The following is a 16,096-nucleotide window of genomic DNA, read 5'->3' on the forward strand; positions in this document are numbered from 1 at the left end:
ATTGCTTGGAACTCTTTCTAATAATCCTCTCTGATTTCCAATGGAACGTTAATGGCTGCGGGGTCCGCTAGTCGAGCGTTCTTGGCCTTGGCGCAGCCGCTTCAAATTGATGCTCGAAGGAATCGTCGGGTTGACAGCCAGTCCCTGAACTGAACTGCCGGGAAGCGGACGCTCCGAATGACGGCTATGGGCCAAATTTGGACACTTGGTGTTTGCTAAGGCCTATTTGCCCCCTGCAAGGCGCAGTAGGGTTTCACTTGACCACGGTCGAGGCCGCATTCTGGCTAGAGCGTTTCCGCGGATCGTTGAATCGATTGTGATGTGACGAACCCGTGTTGTGCTGATTCAACCTGCCTGTTGAAGGAAGTGGACGATGGCACGGGCTTTGAGCGACGATCTTCGCGTGCGTGTTGTGGAGGCCTCGACGAATGGGCTTTCAGCTCGGCAGGCCGCGTGCCGGTTCGGGGGCGGGATCTCGACGGCGATCCGGTGGGTCGCGCGGGCCAGGAAGGGTGAACTGACAGCGCGGGCACAAGGCCGGCGCCGGGGCTCGAGCCTGGATGCGCACGCGCCTTTCATCTTCGGACTGAGCGAGGAGCAGCGGGCCATCACGTTGCACGAGATGTCGGCCCGGCTCCTGGCCGAACGCGCCGTCTCCATCCGCCGCAGCGCGTTGAGCGCCTGGCTTCGCGGACGGGGCTGGACGTTCAAAAAAAGACCGCCCATGCACTGGAGCAGGAGCGGCCCGAGTCCTGAAGCGGCGGCGGGACTGGTTCGAGGCCCAGCCCGATCGAGCTCCACGCAGCCTTGTCTTCATCGACGAGACCAGCCTCTCGACTAAGATGGCCCGCCTGCGCGGCCGGGCTCCGCGCGGCGAACGCTGCCGGGCCGGCGTGCCGTGGACATTGGAAAACGACGACGTTCGCCGGAGCTCTGCGCCTCGTTGGCATGACGGCGCCCTTTGTCTACGACGGCGCCATGAACTGCGTCGTCTTCCTCGCCTATGTCGAGCAGGTGCTGGTCCCAATACTGAAGCCGGGCGAGATCGTCATCATGGACAACCTGCCCGCCCACAAGCCGGCCGGCGTCCGCGAGGCAATCCAACGCGCGGGCGCGACGTTGTCCTTCCTGCCGCCCTACAGCTCTGACATGAACCCGATCGAGAATGCCTTCGCCAAGCTCAAGGCCAGGCTCCGAGCCAGAGCAGAGCGCTCGATCGGTGCGCTCTGGGACGCGGTAGGGGCCATCGTCGACCTCTTCTCGCCGAACGAATGCGCCACCTACTTCAAAGCCGCAGGATATGATCCGGATTAAGCCGGAAACGCTCTAGCTGTGCGCATGATAAAACGACCAGCTGGGGAGAGTTCTGTGCACGTGAGACCCGTGACAAGCGGGCATGTCCCGCTTTTGTCCTGTCCCGTCCCGGCCATGGGCAAAAAGCGGCTAGCGGGAACAGGACGGGACAAACCCTTAGGGTTGTCCCGGTTGTACCGTTTCCGATGCCGGGAAAAGATAGATTAATATGAAGATGCGGTGTCGCTGGAGCGCCCCCCTGCCCCGGGGGTATACGATCTCCAGGGCTCTCGATTCCGGGACCGGTGCCATCCCCGAGCGATAGCGCTAACTCAGATTTTTGCCTCGCGCGTGCGCAAGCGCGCGAGAGGACCGGGGCGGGTCTCGGTCCAAGAGCCTTGCTCAACCAGACCGGCGCCTTAGCAAAAAAGGTTCATCCGTAAAATTCGGAACCGGAAATGGGGAGCCTGCTAGACACGCGCCAAAGCGTGCTCCACATCGCCCTCAATTTCAGAAACGGTGACCTGATATTCCGCAGCAATCTTTGCGGCGTATGGGCCTGGCGACCTCCTCCAGCGAAGCTCTGCAGCGCAGGCGAGCTCATATGCCTCGCAAAGCTCATTCAGCGGGTGGGGTGCATCGCGGAGCTTCTCTCGCCATTCCGGCCGGCGGAGCATCAGCCTAGCCAGGCCAGAGTGTTGTAGGTCTGACATCTAGCAGCGGGCCAGCAGTAAGGGACCGCTACTCTATCACGCCGCACCACGGAGCGCGCACCCTTTCGAGGCGTTCACCGCAGCAAGATCACGGGTAGAACGACGCCCGCCCCAAGCACGACGACAATTGCGACTCTGACCAGGACACCTACAACACCAGAGCTAACCAACATAACAGCCTCCCTCGGCGCGAGTGAACGCGGCACGCAGTGGGTTGTTCCCGGGGGCACCAAAATCTCTGGGTATGACATTAGGAGCAGCGCCCGCAGTCCCCTCACGCGCAACTAAAATCGGGAGCTTTGATTTTTGATTTCCTGGCGGCATGCCGGATTGTGGCAATGCGGTTACAGCAGGCCCGATCTAGCAGCGGCATCAACGCTTTCCGGCATGCCTTGAAGAATATCCCCGATCCTCACACCTTCCTACAAGATGTACCAATCGTTGACGAATGCGCGTGCTCGGGACTAAATTTGGATATGTAAAGCGGTGCGCGCACTATATCATGTGTCTGCGGCCCGGACTGAGCCGCTTCCGCCGTTTCGGCTACCCACACCGACTACATCAAGAAAAGCCACCACAGGCCCGCTCTGGGCCAGGGAACCGCATTCAATTCCAAGACGCTGAGTAACGGCGCTCACTTACAATGGGGAACACCGAATGACCGTTACTTACTACCAGGCCCCGGCTAATCCGAATGACGCCGCGGGGCGACGGGCGATACTGTCCCGGATCGACGCCGCCAACGACAACCAGCCCACCCGCGTCGAGGAGTCCGAGATTCCGCGACATGCGAAGCACGAGCCGGAATTGCGACCTCTGCTGGTTTGGCGGCGACTGCGCATAGCGGAGGGTAAGACAGAAGCCCCCTCCACGTGGATGCTGGCCGCCGGAGCGTCGTCCGATCTGCCACAAGTCGCCGAAGCCAGTGTTGAAAACCTATGGCCTGTCGCCACGTTGATACGGGCGGCGCAGGATGGTGTTGATTATTGCGAGCGAAGTGGCGCGATCATTCCCTACGGCGGCAAGAGCGGCGCACTCGAGTACAGCGAAGGTACGGGCAGGCTGGTACGCCTCGGGCGATTGGTGCTTGCGGACGATTTGCGACCCGAGTCGGCCAACGACGACGAGCCGGAAGACGAGGCGGGGGACGTGCTTGCCGTTGATGAGGTGTTTGGCCGTGCGATATCCGGCGACCGCTGGGGGCGCGGAAACGTTTCGACCGACCGCAGATACAACACGAAGATCGCCAGGGCCGGCTCGATCATCGGGATCCGGCATAAGACTGAGAAGGGCAAGTGGGTAACACTCACAACCCCACGAAACCCGGACGGGGCTTATCGCAAACGCAGCACCGAGCAGCCGGAGCCAATCTTTCCCGACGATAGCGCCAACGCACAGGAGCGGCTGGCGTCTCTCCTTGCGGTTCTTTCGCCGCAAACGTTGCTGGTTCTAGACGCCGCGCTGGAAGCGCAGAATTTTCGGGAGATCGGCGAGCTACTCGGCAAGACAGGCAAGCATGCCGAGCGTGTCGGTAAACAAGCTTTGATCGACTCCTGCACAGACTTACAGGCTGGGCTCGTCTCTGCGCAGCAACGTCTCGCGGCCTAACGTCCCTTTTTCGCAGGTTGCGTCCCTAATCAATGAGAGGGAAGAAATTCCGCTCTGCAGCCCCCACGACTTCACGCCCTGGCTCATCGCCAGGGTGTTTTTTCTTTGCCATTTAACCCGTCACGGTACGCCGTGACTATTTCAAGGGAACTTCATGGCGACGCTCAATAGCGTGCTCGCCACCACCGAGCAACACGTCGGCTTTCCGACCAGCCGAACTAAACAGATCAACCGCAGGCTCGCAGAAGCTGCTATCACACCCACCGGCGGGCCACGTCGTTCGCCGCAGTTGGACGTCGACGATTTCCTTGCGCTCCTCGCCACATCGGCAATGGAAGACGGTCTCGCAGACGTTGTCTCCGCGCACCGCCGCCTGTTTGCGATGACGCCGGACGGACTTCCGCCGACACAAAACGTTCCGGCCAATCTGACGAAATCGGCATGGGAACAGCTCCAGACACTCGCAGACCTTGCTCTCGGCTCGCTCGAGGATCAACGCCAAGTCATTGCAACGAACATTGAGTTCGTTCGTGCTCCGGTAGCCGAGGTCATCTTTCATGACCGCGACGGCGGGTCGATCTCCTTCCACGAATCCGGACGCTGTCGCGATCACCAGCTGGGTCATCGCAAATCGACGACCGTCAACGGCAGCGCGCTCGTCCGCGCCCTCCGCTCTCTTTTCAACTGAGGATACATGTCAGGTTTTATAAAGGCCGCGGCCCAACCAGCGGCAGAGCTCGTTATGCGGTGTAGGGGTATTGCATCGTGATTGGCGTCATCTCGGAATGGTGCGCTGCCCGCAACAGCGGGCGTGTGCAGCCTGTCGATGAGCCACATCATCCAGGCTATTATTGTCACGGCGCTGCATTCAGAAACAAGCCACAGCCGATCGGCACGCGGGTGATCTACGAGGCTTGGACTTCGCGCAGTGGTCAAGACTTCGCGGTCAATGTGTGGCTGGAAAGCGCAGAGCCACCTCGATGACTGCCGCCTGATCCTCGCGCGGTCCCTGGCCAGCAACTTGTCCCTATAGCCCCCGGGGGGGTGCCTCAATCTGTGGGGCCATCGATCCACCGGAACGGTGCCGGTCCAACGCGCATGCTGAGCATGCCCCGAATCGATACGAACTTCTCAAATCATGAAAGAGGGCCGGAATGGCCGAAAGTCATAAGGTTCCGGCCCACTTGCGCCCCGAAACGCGCAAATGGGTACGGGAAATCGTTGCCGATTTTGATCTGGAATCCCATCATTTTCGTGTTCTTGTGAAGACTGCAGAGGCCTTTGACCGCTCGGAACAAGCTCGCGAAGAGTTGGTGAGCGGTCTGACGATCCTTGATCGGGCCGGTATTCCGAAGGCGCATCCGTGCGTCGCAATCGAGCGAGATAGCCGCACCGCCTTTTTCCGCGGCCTGCGCGAACTTGCGCTTGACGGCGTTGATGCACCAGACGCGCCGCGTGCTGCGCGCACAGCCGACTACGGCGCGAGGCGCTGATGCCCGTCAGAAAGCGCAAATCTAAAGCACGGACCAGCGACGTCGCTGCTTGGGCCGAGTTTCTTATGTGGGGTCGCGATTTTTTCGACGAGTTGGCCGCGGTGGGCCATTCCAGCAGCACGGCTATGCCGCTCGCCGAAAAGGTGTGGCACGAAATCGGTGACCAGGTGATTGCCTACATCGACGAGATGCATCGAGGCTTCACCCCCCCAACAAGGCCCTTCTGGGCCGAACGGGAATTCGGACCGCCGGGTGGAAAACGCAAGCTCCAGCGTCGATAAGGACCGTGATCCTTCAAACGAGTTTTCGGCTAGCTAGCTCTCACCCACACCCGCCGCAGGCTTATCCTCCGGTGGTACTTTCGGCGTATCCGCCTCGCCGGTGTCCTTTTCGGCGTTGGGGTCGATGGACACCTTATTCAGCGACTCCTTGTCCGGCTCGCATTGAATTGACTTCACCCTCTGGGCCTCTTCGGAGCTCAGTTTGTTTCCCTGTCCGTCGCGCATGGCGACCTCCTGTTCCCCCAATGAGGAACGGACGGCCCGAACAGCGGTTCCGCCTCACGCTTTCATTCCTTTTCTCAGCCGCCTTAGGGCGGCATTTTTCATGGACCATCATGCGTCGAGATCTAGCTTTTTTTCAATATTCGACCGATGAAGCTTTCAGTTATGTTCTTTCATTTAATGGAATCTCTCTTGCTGGCCGCCAGTTTGACGTAAAAATTCGCGAGCGCAGCTCGAATACTATATATGCCACTCTCACGTTGGGCACGGGGCTGACGCTGGAATCGGCGACTGAGATTTCGGCTGCCGTCTCGAAAGCCAGTATGTCGACCTGGCCACGCGGCGAGTACTCGGCGGACCTGGTCGATATCGACACCGACTCACGCCTCATCGCTGTACGGTTCGTCTACGATTTGCCGGGCCGCCTCGTTCAGGGCGTTCGTGATCGGAAGGCCTATATCAACTGGACGCCGAACCAGGCGGTCGTCACTGCGACCGGCGCTGTCGGTCCTGCTGGGCCGCAGGGCGCTCAGGGGCCACAGGGAAATGAAGGCCCGCAAGGGCCGCAGGGCCTGAAGGGTGAAACCGGCGACGAGGGCCCTCAGGGGCCCATCGGACCCGAAGGCCCGGAGGGTTCGCAGGGTGTTGTCGGCCCTGAGGGACCGCAAGGACCTGAGGGACAGGTCGGTCCGGAAGGACCTGAAGGTCCACAGGGGCCGCAGGGTGATCCGGGCCCGGCTGTGGGCGCCGGCTCGATCGGCTCCACAGAGCTTGCCAACAGTGGGGTGACGAACGCCAAGCAGGCAAACATGCCTGCCCACACATTCAAGGGTAACAACACCGGCTCTGCAGCGGCTCCGAGGGATCTCACGTTGGCGGAGGCGACCGCCGAACTAAGCGCGATGGTCGGCGACTCCGGTTCGGGCGGCACCAAGGGGCTCGTTCCCGCGCCCTCTGCGGGAGACGCGGCCAGCAAAAAGGTGCTGGGCGCTGGCGGGGGATGGGTAAGCGCTGCCGCACCGGGGGCGCGTGGCGCGTTTTACATGAAGACCGCCCCGGCGGGCTGGTTGAAAGTGAACGGCGCTGCCGTCGCTCGCGCTACCTACTCTGACCTTGATGCCGCGATCTATTGCGGGAACACCGACAACCCGACCGCGGATTGGGGTTATCGGTGCACCAACCCCGCGAGCCCTACCAGTACACGCAGCACCTCGGGCGACTACGTCGTCCTGCCCGACGAGCGCGGCGAGTTCTCTCGCGGCTGGGACGATGCTCGCGGTGTCGATAGCGGCCGCGGCTTCTGGGCTACACAGGGGCAAGCAATTCAGGCCCACACTCACGGTTTGGGCGGTGGCTCCAGCTTCGCCACCGGCGGTGCCGCCTTTGCTGTTCAGGCGGGCGGCTCAACTGTCCAATCGGGTCCCAGCGGCGGCACCGAAACCCGGCCACGGAACGTCGCAGCACTTATCTGCATCAAATATTGAGAGACAGAATGTTACTTTATCAGACGGATGTCGGCGGCTTCTTCGTCGGCCAGGTCACGGCCGACGAAAGTCCGCTAGAGCCTGGTGTTTTTTTGATACCGGCCGGTTGCGTGGCGGCGACGCCCCCGGTTGTCGAAGAGGGGCAATCCGCACGCTGGGACGGCGTCGGCTGGGTCGTAGTAGAGCCCGCCCCCCCGCCGGAGCCACCGCCGACCACGGTCGACGATTATCGGTTTGCGATCCAATCTCACCTCGACGCGACTGCACGGCAGCGCAACTACGACGGTGCGCTAACGTGCTCTTCCTATGTAAATTCGACGAACCCCGGCTGGGCAATTGAGGCCCTGGCCTTCGTGACCTGGCGGGATGCCGTCTGGACGTACGCTTATGCCGAGTTCGGCAAGGTCCAGTCTGGCGAGCGCGAGCAGCCTAGCGTCGCCGAGATCCTTGCCGAGTTGCCGACGATCGTTTGGCCCCAGTAGGAACACCATGGAAAACCAACCAGTGACCGTCAAAATCAGCATGCCCAAGGCTGACGGATTCGACCGCGTGAGGCTAGTGGACGACGACGACGGAGATTCTGCCGCCGTCTATATCGATCACGACACAGTATGCGTCAGGGTTGAGCTTAGGCCGCCTTCGGGCAACTTTTCATATTCGCGCCGCGACGCAGGAAACACATGGCAGTCGACGTAGAAAAACTCAGCCTCCTTTTGGAGGTGAACAGCCAGAAATTCGAAAACGCCCTCAAGAAGCAAAACGCCCAAGCTTACCGGATCTTCAAATCGCTAGAAGACCGGGCTAGCCAGATGGAGTCAGGGGTAGGCAGCTCGATTGAGCGCCTTGCCAAGATTATCGGCGGCGGCGCTGTCTTGAACGAGGTAAAGAAGCTTGCTGATACCTGGCTCGAGGCTAGCAACAAGATCAAGTCGGCAGGCGTTGCTGATGCAGTCGCCGGCTCGGTCGCCAACGAAATCGCTGACATTGCCACGCGCGCTCGATCTGGATTTGCAGAGGTCTCAGATCTCTATGCCCGCTTGACACGGACCAGCAAGCAATTTGGAGCGACGCAGGAAGAGGTCGCTGTCGCCACAGAGACCGTCGCAAAGGCCTTGAAGGTCTCGGGCGCAGGCGCATCCGAAGTGCAGTCCACCCTCATGCAGTTGGGCCAGGCGCTTGGGTCTGGACGCCTTCAGGGTGATGAACTTCGATCTCTAAGCGAGAACGCGCCGGTGGTCATTGAGGCCATCGCTAAGGAATTTGGCGTAGCCCAGAGCGCGCTGAAGGATCTGGGCGCCGAAGGCAAGTTGGTCAGTGACCGGGTGTTCAAAGCCCTGGTCAACGCAGCTCCCGAGGTTGGTGCTGCTTTCGCAAAGACGCAGCTCTCTATCTCAGACAGCTTCACACTCCTCTCCAATGCGGCGCTGAAATACGTCGGCAACAGCCAGCAGATGGGTATGGCGTCCAAGGCCGCGGCTACGTCGGTCAAGTTCCTCGCCGATAACATGAACGGCGTGGCGACCGCGGCTGGGGCAGTCGGTGCTGTGATTGCGTCTCGCCTGGTTGCGGCCGGGCTTACACCGTTGGTGGTGCAGATGGGCGCCGCAATCACAGCCGCAACGGCAACGTCCGCCGGCATTGCAGCTATTGGCTTGCGCGCCCAAGTGGCAGCGGCGTCAGTGGGCGCTCTACGTGGCGCGCTCGCGCTGGTAGGTGGCCCCGTTGGCGCTGCCATTCTCGGCACGGCTGCCGTAGTGGCTTACCTGGCCACCGAGGCCAGCAAGGGCAAAGAGGTAACCGACCGATACGCCGAGGCCCTGAAGCAGCTTCGCCCCGCCGCGGACAGTGCCAAGGAAAGCGTGAAGGCCGTCGGTGACGAAGTTGCTGAGACGTCCCGGCGTATGCGAGAGGCTGCGGCGGATGGTTATCGGCAGAAGCTGAAAGAGGACACGGGCGCAGCCAGGGACCTCGAGACGACGATCCGCAGCGCGGCGCAAGGGCTCGAGCAGTTCGGTTCCGTCGGTCTGAAGGCGGACGACAAGAAGCGCGGCCTGGAGCTTGTTCAAAAGGCTCTCGAGGGCAATGAGACCGCAGCGATCGAGGCGGCCGACGAACTGAAGCGCCTCGGCGACGTCAGTCCGAGCTTCGCGAACGCATTCGCCTCGATGGGCTCGCTGATCGAGCGTCTGGGCGCCGCGAGGCAGTCGGCATTGAACCTCAACACTGCTCTTGCCGGCGCGCTAGCTGGCAACGCTGCGAAGGACGATCAGTCCGCACTAGAGCGCTCTGGTTTCCGCGTTGACACGGCCGTTCCAGACGCAGCTACGGTGGTCAACAAGGACCCGGTTGTTGCAGCGATGAAGCTGCAACAGAAGATTCGGGAAGCACAACTCGGCAAGGACGCCAAGGCGCTCAAGGATAAGACTGAAGAGCTTTGGAAGGCTGCCATGGAAGGCGGCAGCCCGGTCACGCTGAAGCAGGCCGAGGCTGCCGCAAAGGCTATCATCGCGGCTGACAATGCCCAGAAGGGCAGCGGAGGCGGCGGGGGAAAGTCGACGTCAGAGACAGCCGAAGACAGGCTGAAGTCCTACACTGACAGCCTGGCTCGTCAGAATCTTGTCCTGCAGGCCGAGATTGAGAACTTCGGCAAGTCCAATGCCGAAAAGCGCGCGGCGCAGGAACTGGCCCGAGCCGGCGTCGACTTGAATCGCCTGGATGCCCAGACCCGAGAAGAGGTCCTCAGCAAGCTCAACAAGGAAATCCAGCTATCCGAGCAGTTGCGTACCAAAAAGAAAGAACTGGAAGACGCCCAGAAGGCTGTCAACGACGCGTCTCGGCTCTTCGCCGACTCCGCAGTCGATGCGCTCAGCGACATCATCATTGAAGGCGGCAAGGCCGAAGACGTACTCAAAAATCTCGTCAAACAACTAGCAAAAGCCGCCCTGCAGGCCGCCCTCATCGGCGGCGGGCCGGTCGGAACCATTTATGGCATTGAAAGGAAAGCCGCATGAGCGCGTGCAATATTATTCGAACTGATGAAGCAATTTACCTGTTCTCGGACGGCGCGTCCTACTACGGCGACGGAACGCTCGGTGCAGTCGGGCAAAAGGTGTCCATACTGGCGCACTTGAACTGCGCCATTTCGTGCCGCGGGCCGAAGGGCTTTGGCGAAGAGCTAGCGCAGGCGGTCAACGACTCTTTCGGCTCGTTCGACGAGCTGGTTGAGAGTTTCGCCCTGGCGGTGTCGAACCTCTACGCGATCGGCCGCGAGGGTTATGCGCTTTGCCAGACAGGCCCCGAGATCGAGGTCTATTTGGCGGGCTGGTCCGACGCGCGCAATCGCCCCGAATCCTATGTCGTCACGTCGCATTCTTTGTACGGCCCGGCGTGGGAGCTGCAGCCGCTCGGACCCGTCGCTGTGTCACCGTTCGATGCGGATCTGGAGGCCCGTTGCGCTGCCTTGGAGCCCAGCGATGACATCATCGCGACAGGCGTCGCCCTGATTGAGCAGCAGCGGCTGGTCCGCGGCTCTCATGCTGGCGCAGGGCCTGCTGTGGCCGGTGTAGGCGGGTTCTGCCAGGTGACGATCATCCGGCCGCAGTCGATTCAGACGGCGATCGTGAAGCGATGGGATGACAGGATCGGCGAGGTGTTGGGGGAAGCGGCGTAAGTGGCAAACCGGCCCGGTGACGTTGGATGTAAACGCACCGGGCCGGGGTGAATCAGATAGGCGCCAGCGCCCGCCCTGCGCTATGCCGCAGAGTAGGTGTTCGCTGTCTGCCGGATTCGATCCGCATGCTCATAGATCTCGTCCAGCGTATCAACTTTCATCTTCTCTTCTTTTTCGCCGTCGAAGAGCCCAATGTATTTCACAGAACGGTTGAACCAAAGGCGGACTAGGGGCTTCCGATTGTTGTTATCGACCAAGACGCCGCAGTAACTCTTCTGATCTCTCATAAAAATACGTGCAGGCTTAATGATGTCACGCACAATTGCCTTCACAACCATGAAGCCCTCGCGCTCCTCCTCGGAGGTCGCGATTTCCTCCTCGTCGTCTACGGCTAGCCCAATCTCGGGAACTTCTGTCTCAGCCAGCGCCGTTGACAGCCTTGATTGCACAGTTTCACGGACAGTTTCGCGGAACGCAGCTTTCACCATTGGCGTAAACATTTCGCGTACCTGGCTTGTAAAGCGACCGCTATAAAGCCCTGCCGTGACCATTCTAACAAAATCTTCGGGCGGGTTCTCCATCACATTGGCAATCTCTTTCTTGATTGCTGATGTGTATTTCAACCGATGAGCCGACTGGAGAATGCCATCGACATTGAATTCCGACTTAGCAAACTTCTTCAATTCACCAGTCAGTTGACCTTGGAGATCGGAAAGATCAAATGTGAGAAACGGCCTATCGTCGAGTTTATTAGGCGCGACCAGGTCGGTGTGGAATTGAAAGGTCCTGCCATTTGTAAGGATGGCAAATTTAGCATTAGTAACAGAGAAATACCGATATAGTTGAGCTAAATGCACTTTATCGAGAGAAGTAGATATCGGCTTACATTCAATTAGTATCCGAATATCTCCGTCCACTTTGATCGCATAATCTACCTTTTCACCCTTTTTTCCGACCGCGTCCGCGCAAAATTCGGGTATCACCTCGTCGGGATTGAATACATCATATTCAAGAGCAGCAAGAAAAGGCAAGACAATAGCCGTTTTCAGGGCTTCTTCAGTCAGCATCGCGCTAGAATGGGTTTTTATGCGCTCTGCCAGTACGCGCAATTTTTCGTCGACACTCATTATTCGTTGCCCCCCCTGCTTTGCCCCAGCGTCACGCAACCACGGCGTGCGGTCAAGGGTTAGGTGTCGTCTTCTTCATCCCAGTCGCCGTCAGGGTCGGGGTCGCGAGTTTTAGGCTGGATGCGCATGCGGCCGGAGGGGCGGCCGGTGAGCTGCTGCATGCGCGCAAGAACGTCCTTATCCGGATCACCAGCGGCCATCGCCTCTTGCATGTCAGTGACCAGCAGCATGTGATTTGCCATCGCGCCCATATAGGCGGTCTCTTCCTCCATACGGAGGACCAGAAGCCAGTAAAATCCGGCACCAGCTTCATCGACGATTATCCTATCGACAACTACAGCTGGATCATACAATTGGGTGTCGTGAAGCTTTAGTAGTTTGTCGCCTTTTACCGGAACATTCCAGCCAAAATATTGTAGATCGTAGTCGCTAAATCCGACGAGCTCGCCGTCTTCTTGAATGAAGACATAGCGAACTCGGATCATTGCTTCGCTGAATTTATCGATGATTTTCTGCTCTTGAGTCATGCCCTTATGTTCAATCCCCCGGGGTCGGGTCTGGCTTGCGCACTTTCGGCTTATACCGGCGGATGCCTGGCGTCGGCTCGCCGTCCAATTGGTGCGTTCGCGCCAAAATCTCTTTGGTCGGCTTCTTGTCTTCGATCGCCTGCGCCAGGTCGGTCATGAGCAGGGCATGAGTGCAGATCGCATCTGCCTGAGGCGATTGGTCAGCGTCCCGCACGACTATCGCCCAGTAGGGGCCGCGTCCTTTCCACTCATTGAGAAAATAGCGCCGCTGGACCGCCTGGAGCTCATAGTCACCATCGCCCCAGATCATGCCGATCGTGTCGCCGGTGTTTGGAACCGTGCCGCCAAAATAGTGCGCGGGGTACTCTGCAGATCCGATGAGCGTTCCATCCGCCTGAAATTTGACGATCCGGATCCCCGGAAGATCGTAGACGAAATGGCGAATGCCAATGTCTTTTATGTCACGCGGATGGTGGTCGTTCACGGCTTCAGCAAAACTCGAGTTCGGAAACAGGGACACCAGGGTAACGGATACCTGCTAGATCAATCAGATCCACTAGCCCTCTAGGTGCCGTCTTCGTCGGTCCATGAAATACCTGAACCTTATACGTCTCGCCTGATGATCTCGGGAATCTGGCCTCCATTTCAGAACTGGCTCGGAAGCGCACAATTTGCCCGGGCACAATCTTTCTTAAGCGCAATCCCGGCCCTTCACCGTTCTCAGGGACAAATATCACCCCTGCCAGTTCGAATGCCTTTTGAATCGCTGAAAGAGTCGACACGCGGGGGTCATTCTCTCCGCGCTCGATGTTTTTGATGCTCATTTCAGAAAGCCCTGCGGCAACCGCAAGGTCGGTCTGCTTCCATCCTATCAAGGCACGTGCGGCTCGTATCTGCGCTGGCGTAATCATGAACCTCATATAAGGCTCAATGTCCTTAAAGGCAAGCAAGGTGTCCCCTACGGTCATTTTCTCGTTGACGCTTAAGGAACTAACCCTTACGGTTATTCTTGTTAACCCTAGGAGCAACGCAATGGCCAAAATCGCCGGCAGCCACAACCCCGGACCCAGCAGCGGCTACCTCCCGCTTCCTGCCGGACCCTACACCCTCGAAATCGTGGAGACTGACTACGTCGTCAATCTGGCCGGGACGGGCATGGTTCTGAAGTGCAAGGCGCAAGTCGTCGGCGGCGACTATGACCAGCGTCCGTTCTACATCAACTACAACTTGGAGAACGACAACGCGACCGCGGCTGAAATCGGCCAGCGTGACTTCGCGGGCTTGCGCCGCGCTACCGGTGTGCTGCAGCTCGAAGACAGCCAGGAACTGCACTTCAAGCAGTTCGGCGTTCTGATAGGAATCAGGGCCCGCAAGGATACCGGCGAGATGGAAAACGTGATCAGGGCCTATCTGTTTGAAGACCAGGCTGCGCCACGACTGGTCTCAAAAAGAACCGTCACGACCCGAGCCAGTGCCGAACCGTGGGCGGCTTGACTTGGCCTTGTGACCACCCGGCTATTGAGCATCACCAAAATCTAGCCGGCGCGCCCAAAGAGCTCGCGAGCCGAGCATCTATGGCTGCGCCGGAGGGCAGGACTTGACTTTCGACCTCAAACACTCGGCTATTAGAGGGCATTCGCCCGCTGCGGAGCTACGAATGCGCGCATCCAACGATAACTCGCCCCTATACCTGCCCGAGCCCGCTATTGCTCAGCGGGTCTTGGGGCCGCGTGCGAAGACGCAATGGGCTGCGCTCGCCATGGTGTGGGAGCGCGAGGGCCTCCCGCGTATCGACCCGCTGACGGGCTGCCGCTACTGGCCCGCCGTCCGAGCGTTTCTCGACCAGCGGCACGGCCTCCATCAGAGCGCCCTGCCCTCTGGCGTTGACGGCCTGGAGAACTGGCAGTGACCGACTTTCCGGGACTCAAGCGCAAGCGTAACAAAGACGGCTCGTATCGGGAGTATTGGGAAGCCCGCTCCGATCTCGCAAAGCGTGGCTATCAGCCCAAGGCGGTGCGGCTCCACTATCCCGACACTCCGGAAGGTGCGGCGCAGAAGTCTTCTCGCTGCCAGGTTCTGCAGGCGGAAATGCTGGCCTGGGCGGCCCGCGGCAACCACGCAGCCCCCGGCTATGACGGAACGATGTTGAGCCTATCCCGGCTCTTCCAGACCAACGAGGACTCGCCGTTCCGCACCATGAAGTGGAACAGCCGGGACAATGTGCTCAAGTCTCTGACCATCATCGAGCAGAGCGTCGGCGCTCGGCAAATCGCAAAACTGCTAGGCCCCGATTTCAAGCGGTGGCACTCGCAATTCGGTGCCCCGAAGAAGCCTGATGCCCCTGCCCGCCCTTGGCGAGCCAAGCACGCGATGGACGCTGTCAGGCAATTGATCAGCTACGGCGTGACACTGGGCCACGACGACTGCTTCCGCGCCGACCGCATCTTGGACAAGATCCGATTCAAGTCACCACCGGCCCGGACCGCCGTGATGACGGTCGAGCACGTAAGCGCGGTTCGGAAGACTGCACACGCTGAAGGCTGGCCGTCAGTGGCGCTGGCAACGGTTCTTCAGTTCGAGCTCGCAATGCGTCAGAAGGACGTCATCGGCGAATGGGAACCAGCCGAGATCGAAGGCGGCATCTATTACCGCGGGCGCCGATGGGTGAACGGCGTGCTCTGGTCTGACATCGACGCGAACACGGTCCTTCGCAAGGTCCATACAAAGACTGGATTCCCGGTCGAACACGACTTGAAGCTTCACCCGGCCGTGCTTGAAGAGATTGCACGCGTCCCGCTAGAAAAGCGCATCGGGCCGATGATCATCGCCGAGCGCACAGGCGAGCCATACAAGCATCGAAATTTCACCGATCGGTGGCGAGCGATTGCCGACAAGGCCGGCGTACCGAAAACGGTGTGGAACATGGACGCTCGAGCCGGGGCGATCACTGAGGCCTACGACCTCGGCGCAACGGAAACTGACGTCATGAAATCCGCAGGTCACAAGAACCGGCAGACCAGCGCTCGATACAATCGCGGCACCATCGAACAGACCAGCCGCGTTGCCCAGCTTCGGCTCGCAAAACGTAGCGAGAACAAGAGCTAGGGGACGCGGCCGGGACGTTTGGGGGACGCGCCTTGCAAGTAGCTGATTCTATGTCAAAATCCGAGAAGGAGGAACACATCCGCATCCTCTTCCTCGACAAGAAGAACGCGCTGATCGCCGACGAGGTGCAGCAGACCGGCACAGTCGACCACACCCCGGTCTACCCGCGCGAGGTGATGCGCCGGGCGCTGGAACTCTCAGCGACGGCGCTGATCCTGGTCCACAACCACCCTTCGGGCGACCCGACCCCGTCCGGCGCCGACATGCGCATGACCCGCGAGCTGGTCGATATCGCCAAGCCGCTCGGCATCGCCATCCACGACCACATCATCGTCGGCCGCGACGGCCATGCCAGCTTCAAGGGGCTGGGGTTGATCTGACATTTGCTGGTGCCCGCACCAGCAAATGTCATGGTCGGCCTTGAGCCGACCATCTCAGGCCGAACAAGGTTCCTGTGCAGCCCTCTCGGTGAAGCGACTCGCGCGCCTGCGCGGAGTCTATCCTTGAGCCGGCCGAAGGTCGGACCCGAGGCTTCGCCCGAGAATGACGCAAGCCATAGCGATCCCGAAAACG

At 59.9% G+C, this 16,096-nt stretch carries 16 protein-coding genes and 2 pseudogenes; 13 read left to right on the forward strand and 5 right to left on the reverse strand.

Annotated features, from left to right (window positions below):
* Positions 1-373 precede the first annotated feature (373 nt).
* The 5 genes and pseudogenes from ASE66_RS31245 (at position 374) to ASE66_RS06445 (ending at position 5,388) form a co-directional block, all read left to right on the forward strand.
* Positions 374-1,314, forward strand: a pseudogene (locus tag ASE66_RS31245) (IS630 family transposase).
* A gap of 1,349 nt (positions 1,315-2,663) precedes the next feature.
* Complete coding sequence (locus ASE66_RS06430; RefSeq protein ID WP_057188792.1) at positions 2,664-3,614, forward strand: hypothetical protein; 951 nt, start codon at positions 2,664-2,666, stop codon at positions 3,612-3,614.
* 154 nt (positions 3,615-3,768) lie between these two features.
* Entirely contained in the window at positions 3,769-4,302 is a 534-nt protein-coding gene (locus tag ASE66_RS06435; RefSeq protein ID WP_057188793.1) for a hypothetical protein, read from the forward strand.
* Positions 4,303-4,768: 466 nt separating this feature from the next.
* Entirely contained in the window at positions 4,769-5,107 is a 339-nt protein-coding gene (locus ASE66_RS06440) for a hypothetical protein (protein WP_057188794.1), read from the forward strand.
* Complete coding sequence (locus tag ASE66_RS06445) at positions 5,107-5,388, forward strand: hypothetical protein (protein ID WP_057188795.1); 282 nt, start codon at positions 5,107-5,109, stop codon at positions 5,386-5,388. The genes ASE66_RS06440 and ASE66_RS06445 overlap by 1 nt, the downstream gene beginning before the upstream one ends.
* A gap of 33 nt (positions 5,389-5,421) precedes the next feature.
* Here the strand turns inward: ASE66_RS06445 and ASE66_RS06450 are convergent, their stop codons facing one another.
* Positions 5,422-5,613 (reverse strand): hypothetical protein, encoded by a 192-nt coding sequence (locus ASE66_RS06450; RefSeq protein ID WP_057188796.1) that lies wholly within the window; start codon positions 5,611-5,613, stop codon positions 5,422-5,424.
* Between the two features lie 110 nt (positions 5,614-5,723).
* On the opposite strand from ASE66_RS06450, the gene ASE66_RS33115 reads away from it, so the two are divergent.
* From ASE66_RS33115 to ASE66_RS06475, 4 genes are all read left to right on the forward strand, one after another.
* Positions 5,724-7,094 (forward strand): tail fiber protein, encoded by a 1,371-nt coding sequence (locus ASE66_RS33115; RefSeq protein ID WP_156412045.1) that lies wholly within the window; start codon positions 5,724-5,726, stop codon positions 7,092-7,094.
* Between the two features lie 8 nt (positions 7,095-7,102).
* Positions 7,103-7,576: a hypothetical protein gene (locus ASE66_RS32680; protein ID WP_057188799.1), complete on the forward strand. Its 474-nt coding sequence runs from the start codon at positions 7,103-7,105 to the stop codon at positions 7,574-7,576.
* Positions 7,577-7,774: 198 nt separating this feature from the next.
* Positions 7,775-10,105, forward strand: a complete 2,331-nt coding sequence (locus tag ASE66_RS06470) for a tape measure protein (RefSeq protein ID WP_057188800.1) — start codon at positions 7,775-7,777, stop codon at positions 10,103-10,105.
* A complete protein-coding gene (locus tag ASE66_RS06475) occupies positions 10,102-10,764 on the forward strand; it encodes a hypothetical protein (RefSeq protein WP_057188801.1) in 663 nt (220 codons plus the stop codon). The genes ASE66_RS06470 and ASE66_RS06475 overlap by 4 nt, the downstream gene beginning before the upstream one ends.
* Positions 10,765-10,844: 80 nt before the next feature.
* Here ASE66_RS06475 and ASE66_RS06480 read toward each other — a convergent pair whose 3' ends face one another.
* From ASE66_RS06480 to ASE66_RS33815, 4 genes are read right to left on the reverse strand one after another with little or no spacing between them, the layout of a single operon-like run.
* A complete protein-coding gene (locus tag ASE66_RS06480) occupies positions 10,845-11,891 on the reverse strand; it encodes a type I restriction endonuclease (RefSeq protein WP_156412046.1) in 1,047 nt (348 codons plus the stop codon).
* A gap of 59 nt (positions 11,892-11,950) precedes the next feature.
* The gene (locus ASE66_RS06485) at positions 11,951-12,418 is read right to left on the reverse strand and encodes a hypothetical protein (protein WP_057188802.1); all 468 of its coding nucleotides are present in this window, start codon (positions 12,416-12,418) and stop codon (positions 11,951-11,953) included.
* Positions 12,419-12,428: 10 nt separating this feature from the next.
* A complete protein-coding gene (locus ASE66_RS06490; protein ID WP_082613254.1) occupies positions 12,429-12,902 on the reverse strand; it encodes a hypothetical protein in 474 nt (157 codons plus the stop codon).
* Between the two features lie 4 nt (positions 12,903-12,906).
* A complete protein-coding gene (locus ASE66_RS33815) occupies positions 12,907-13,386 on the reverse strand; it encodes a helix-turn-helix transcriptional regulator (protein WP_320409756.1) in 480 nt (159 codons plus the stop codon).
* Positions 13,387-13,450: 64 nt separating this feature from the next.
* Here ASE66_RS33815 and ASE66_RS06495 point away from each other — a divergent pair, with 64 nt between their 5' ends.
* From ASE66_RS06495 to ASE66_RS06510, 4 genes and pseudogenes are all read left to right on the forward strand, one after another.
* On the forward strand, positions 13,451-13,912 hold the full coding sequence (locus tag ASE66_RS06495; protein WP_057188804.1) for a DUF669 domain-containing protein: 462 nt from the start codon (positions 13,451-13,453) through the stop codon (positions 13,910-13,912).
* A gap of 163 nt (positions 13,913-14,075) precedes the next feature.
* The gene (locus tag ASE66_RS06500) at positions 14,076-14,327 is read left to right on the forward strand and encodes a hypothetical protein (protein WP_057188805.1); all 252 of its coding nucleotides are present in this window, start codon (positions 14,076-14,078) and stop codon (positions 14,325-14,327) included.
* Entirely contained in the window at positions 14,324-15,523 is a 1,200-nt protein-coding gene (locus tag ASE66_RS06505) for a hypothetical protein (RefSeq protein ID WP_057188806.1), read from the forward strand. Before ASE66_RS06500 ends, ASE66_RS06505 begins: the two co-directional genes overlap by 4 nt.
* A 47-nt stretch (positions 15,524-15,570) precedes the next feature.
* Positions 15,571-15,903 (forward strand): annotated as a pseudogene (locus ASE66_RS06510) (JAB domain-containing protein); the annotation flags it as partial.
* Positions 15,904-16,096 lie beyond the last annotated feature (193 nt).

The organism is Allobosea sp. Root483D1, from assembly GCF_001429505.1.
Taxonomy (GTDB): Bacteria; Pseudomonadota; Alphaproteobacteria; order Rhizobiales; family Beijerinckiaceae; genus Allobosea.

What these genes read in the sequence shown, in the direction of transcription:
- ASE66_RS06485 (WP_057188802.1), bottom strand. Translation starts at nt 12,418, where the DNA reads ATGACTCAAGAGCAGAAAATCATCGATAAATTCAGCGAAGCAATGATC.
- ASE66_RS06480 (WP_156412046.1), bottom strand. Translation starts at nt 11,891, where the DNA reads ATGAGTGTCGACGAAAAATTGCGCGTACTGGCAGAGCGCATAAAAACC.
- ASE66_RS06450 (WP_057188796.1), bottom strand. Translation starts at nt 5,613, where the DNA reads ATGCGCGACGGACAGGGAAACAAACTGAGCTCCGAAGAGGCCCAGAGG.
- ASE66_RS06495 (WP_057188804.1), top strand. Translation starts at nt 13,451, where the DNA reads ATGGCCAAAATCGCCGGCAGCCACAACCCCGGACCCAGCAGCGGCTAC.
- ASE66_RS06440 (WP_057188794.1), top strand. Translation starts at nt 4,769, where the DNA reads ATGGCCGAAAGTCATAAGGTTCCGGCCCACTTGCGCCCCGAAACGCGC.
- ASE66_RS33815 (WP_320409756.1), bottom strand. Translation starts at nt 13,386, where the DNA reads ATGACCGTAGGGGACACCTTGCTTGCCTTTAAGGACATTGAGCCTTAT.
- ASE66_RS32680 (WP_057188799.1), top strand. Translation starts at nt 7,103, where the DNA reads ATGTTACTTTATCAGACGGATGTCGGCGGCTTCTTCGTCGGCCAGGTC.
- ASE66_RS33115 (WP_156412045.1), top strand. Translation starts at nt 5,724, where the DNA reads ATGCGTCGAGATCTAGCTTTTTTTCAATATTCGACCGATGAAGCTTTC.
- ASE66_RS06470 (WP_057188800.1), top strand. Translation starts at nt 7,775, where the DNA reads ATGGCAGTCGACGTAGAAAAACTCAGCCTCCTTTTGGAGGTGAACAGC.
- ASE66_RS06500 (WP_057188805.1), top strand. Translation starts at nt 14,076, where the DNA reads ATGCGCGCATCCAACGATAACTCGCCCCTATACCTGCCCGAGCCCGCT.
- ASE66_RS06435 (WP_057188793.1), top strand. Translation starts at nt 3,769, where the DNA reads ATGGCGACGCTCAATAGCGTGCTCGCCACCACCGAGCAACACGTCGGC.
- ASE66_RS06475 (WP_057188801.1), top strand. Translation starts at nt 10,102, where the DNA reads ATGAGCGCGTGCAATATTATTCGAACTGATGAAGCAATTTACCTGTTC.
- ASE66_RS06445 (WP_057188795.1), top strand. Translation starts at nt 5,107, where the DNA reads ATGCCCGTCAGAAAGCGCAAATCTAAAGCACGGACCAGCGACGTCGCT.
- ASE66_RS06430 (WP_057188792.1), top strand. Translation starts at nt 2,664, where the DNA reads ATGACCGTTACTTACTACCAGGCCCCGGCTAATCCGAATGACGCCGCG.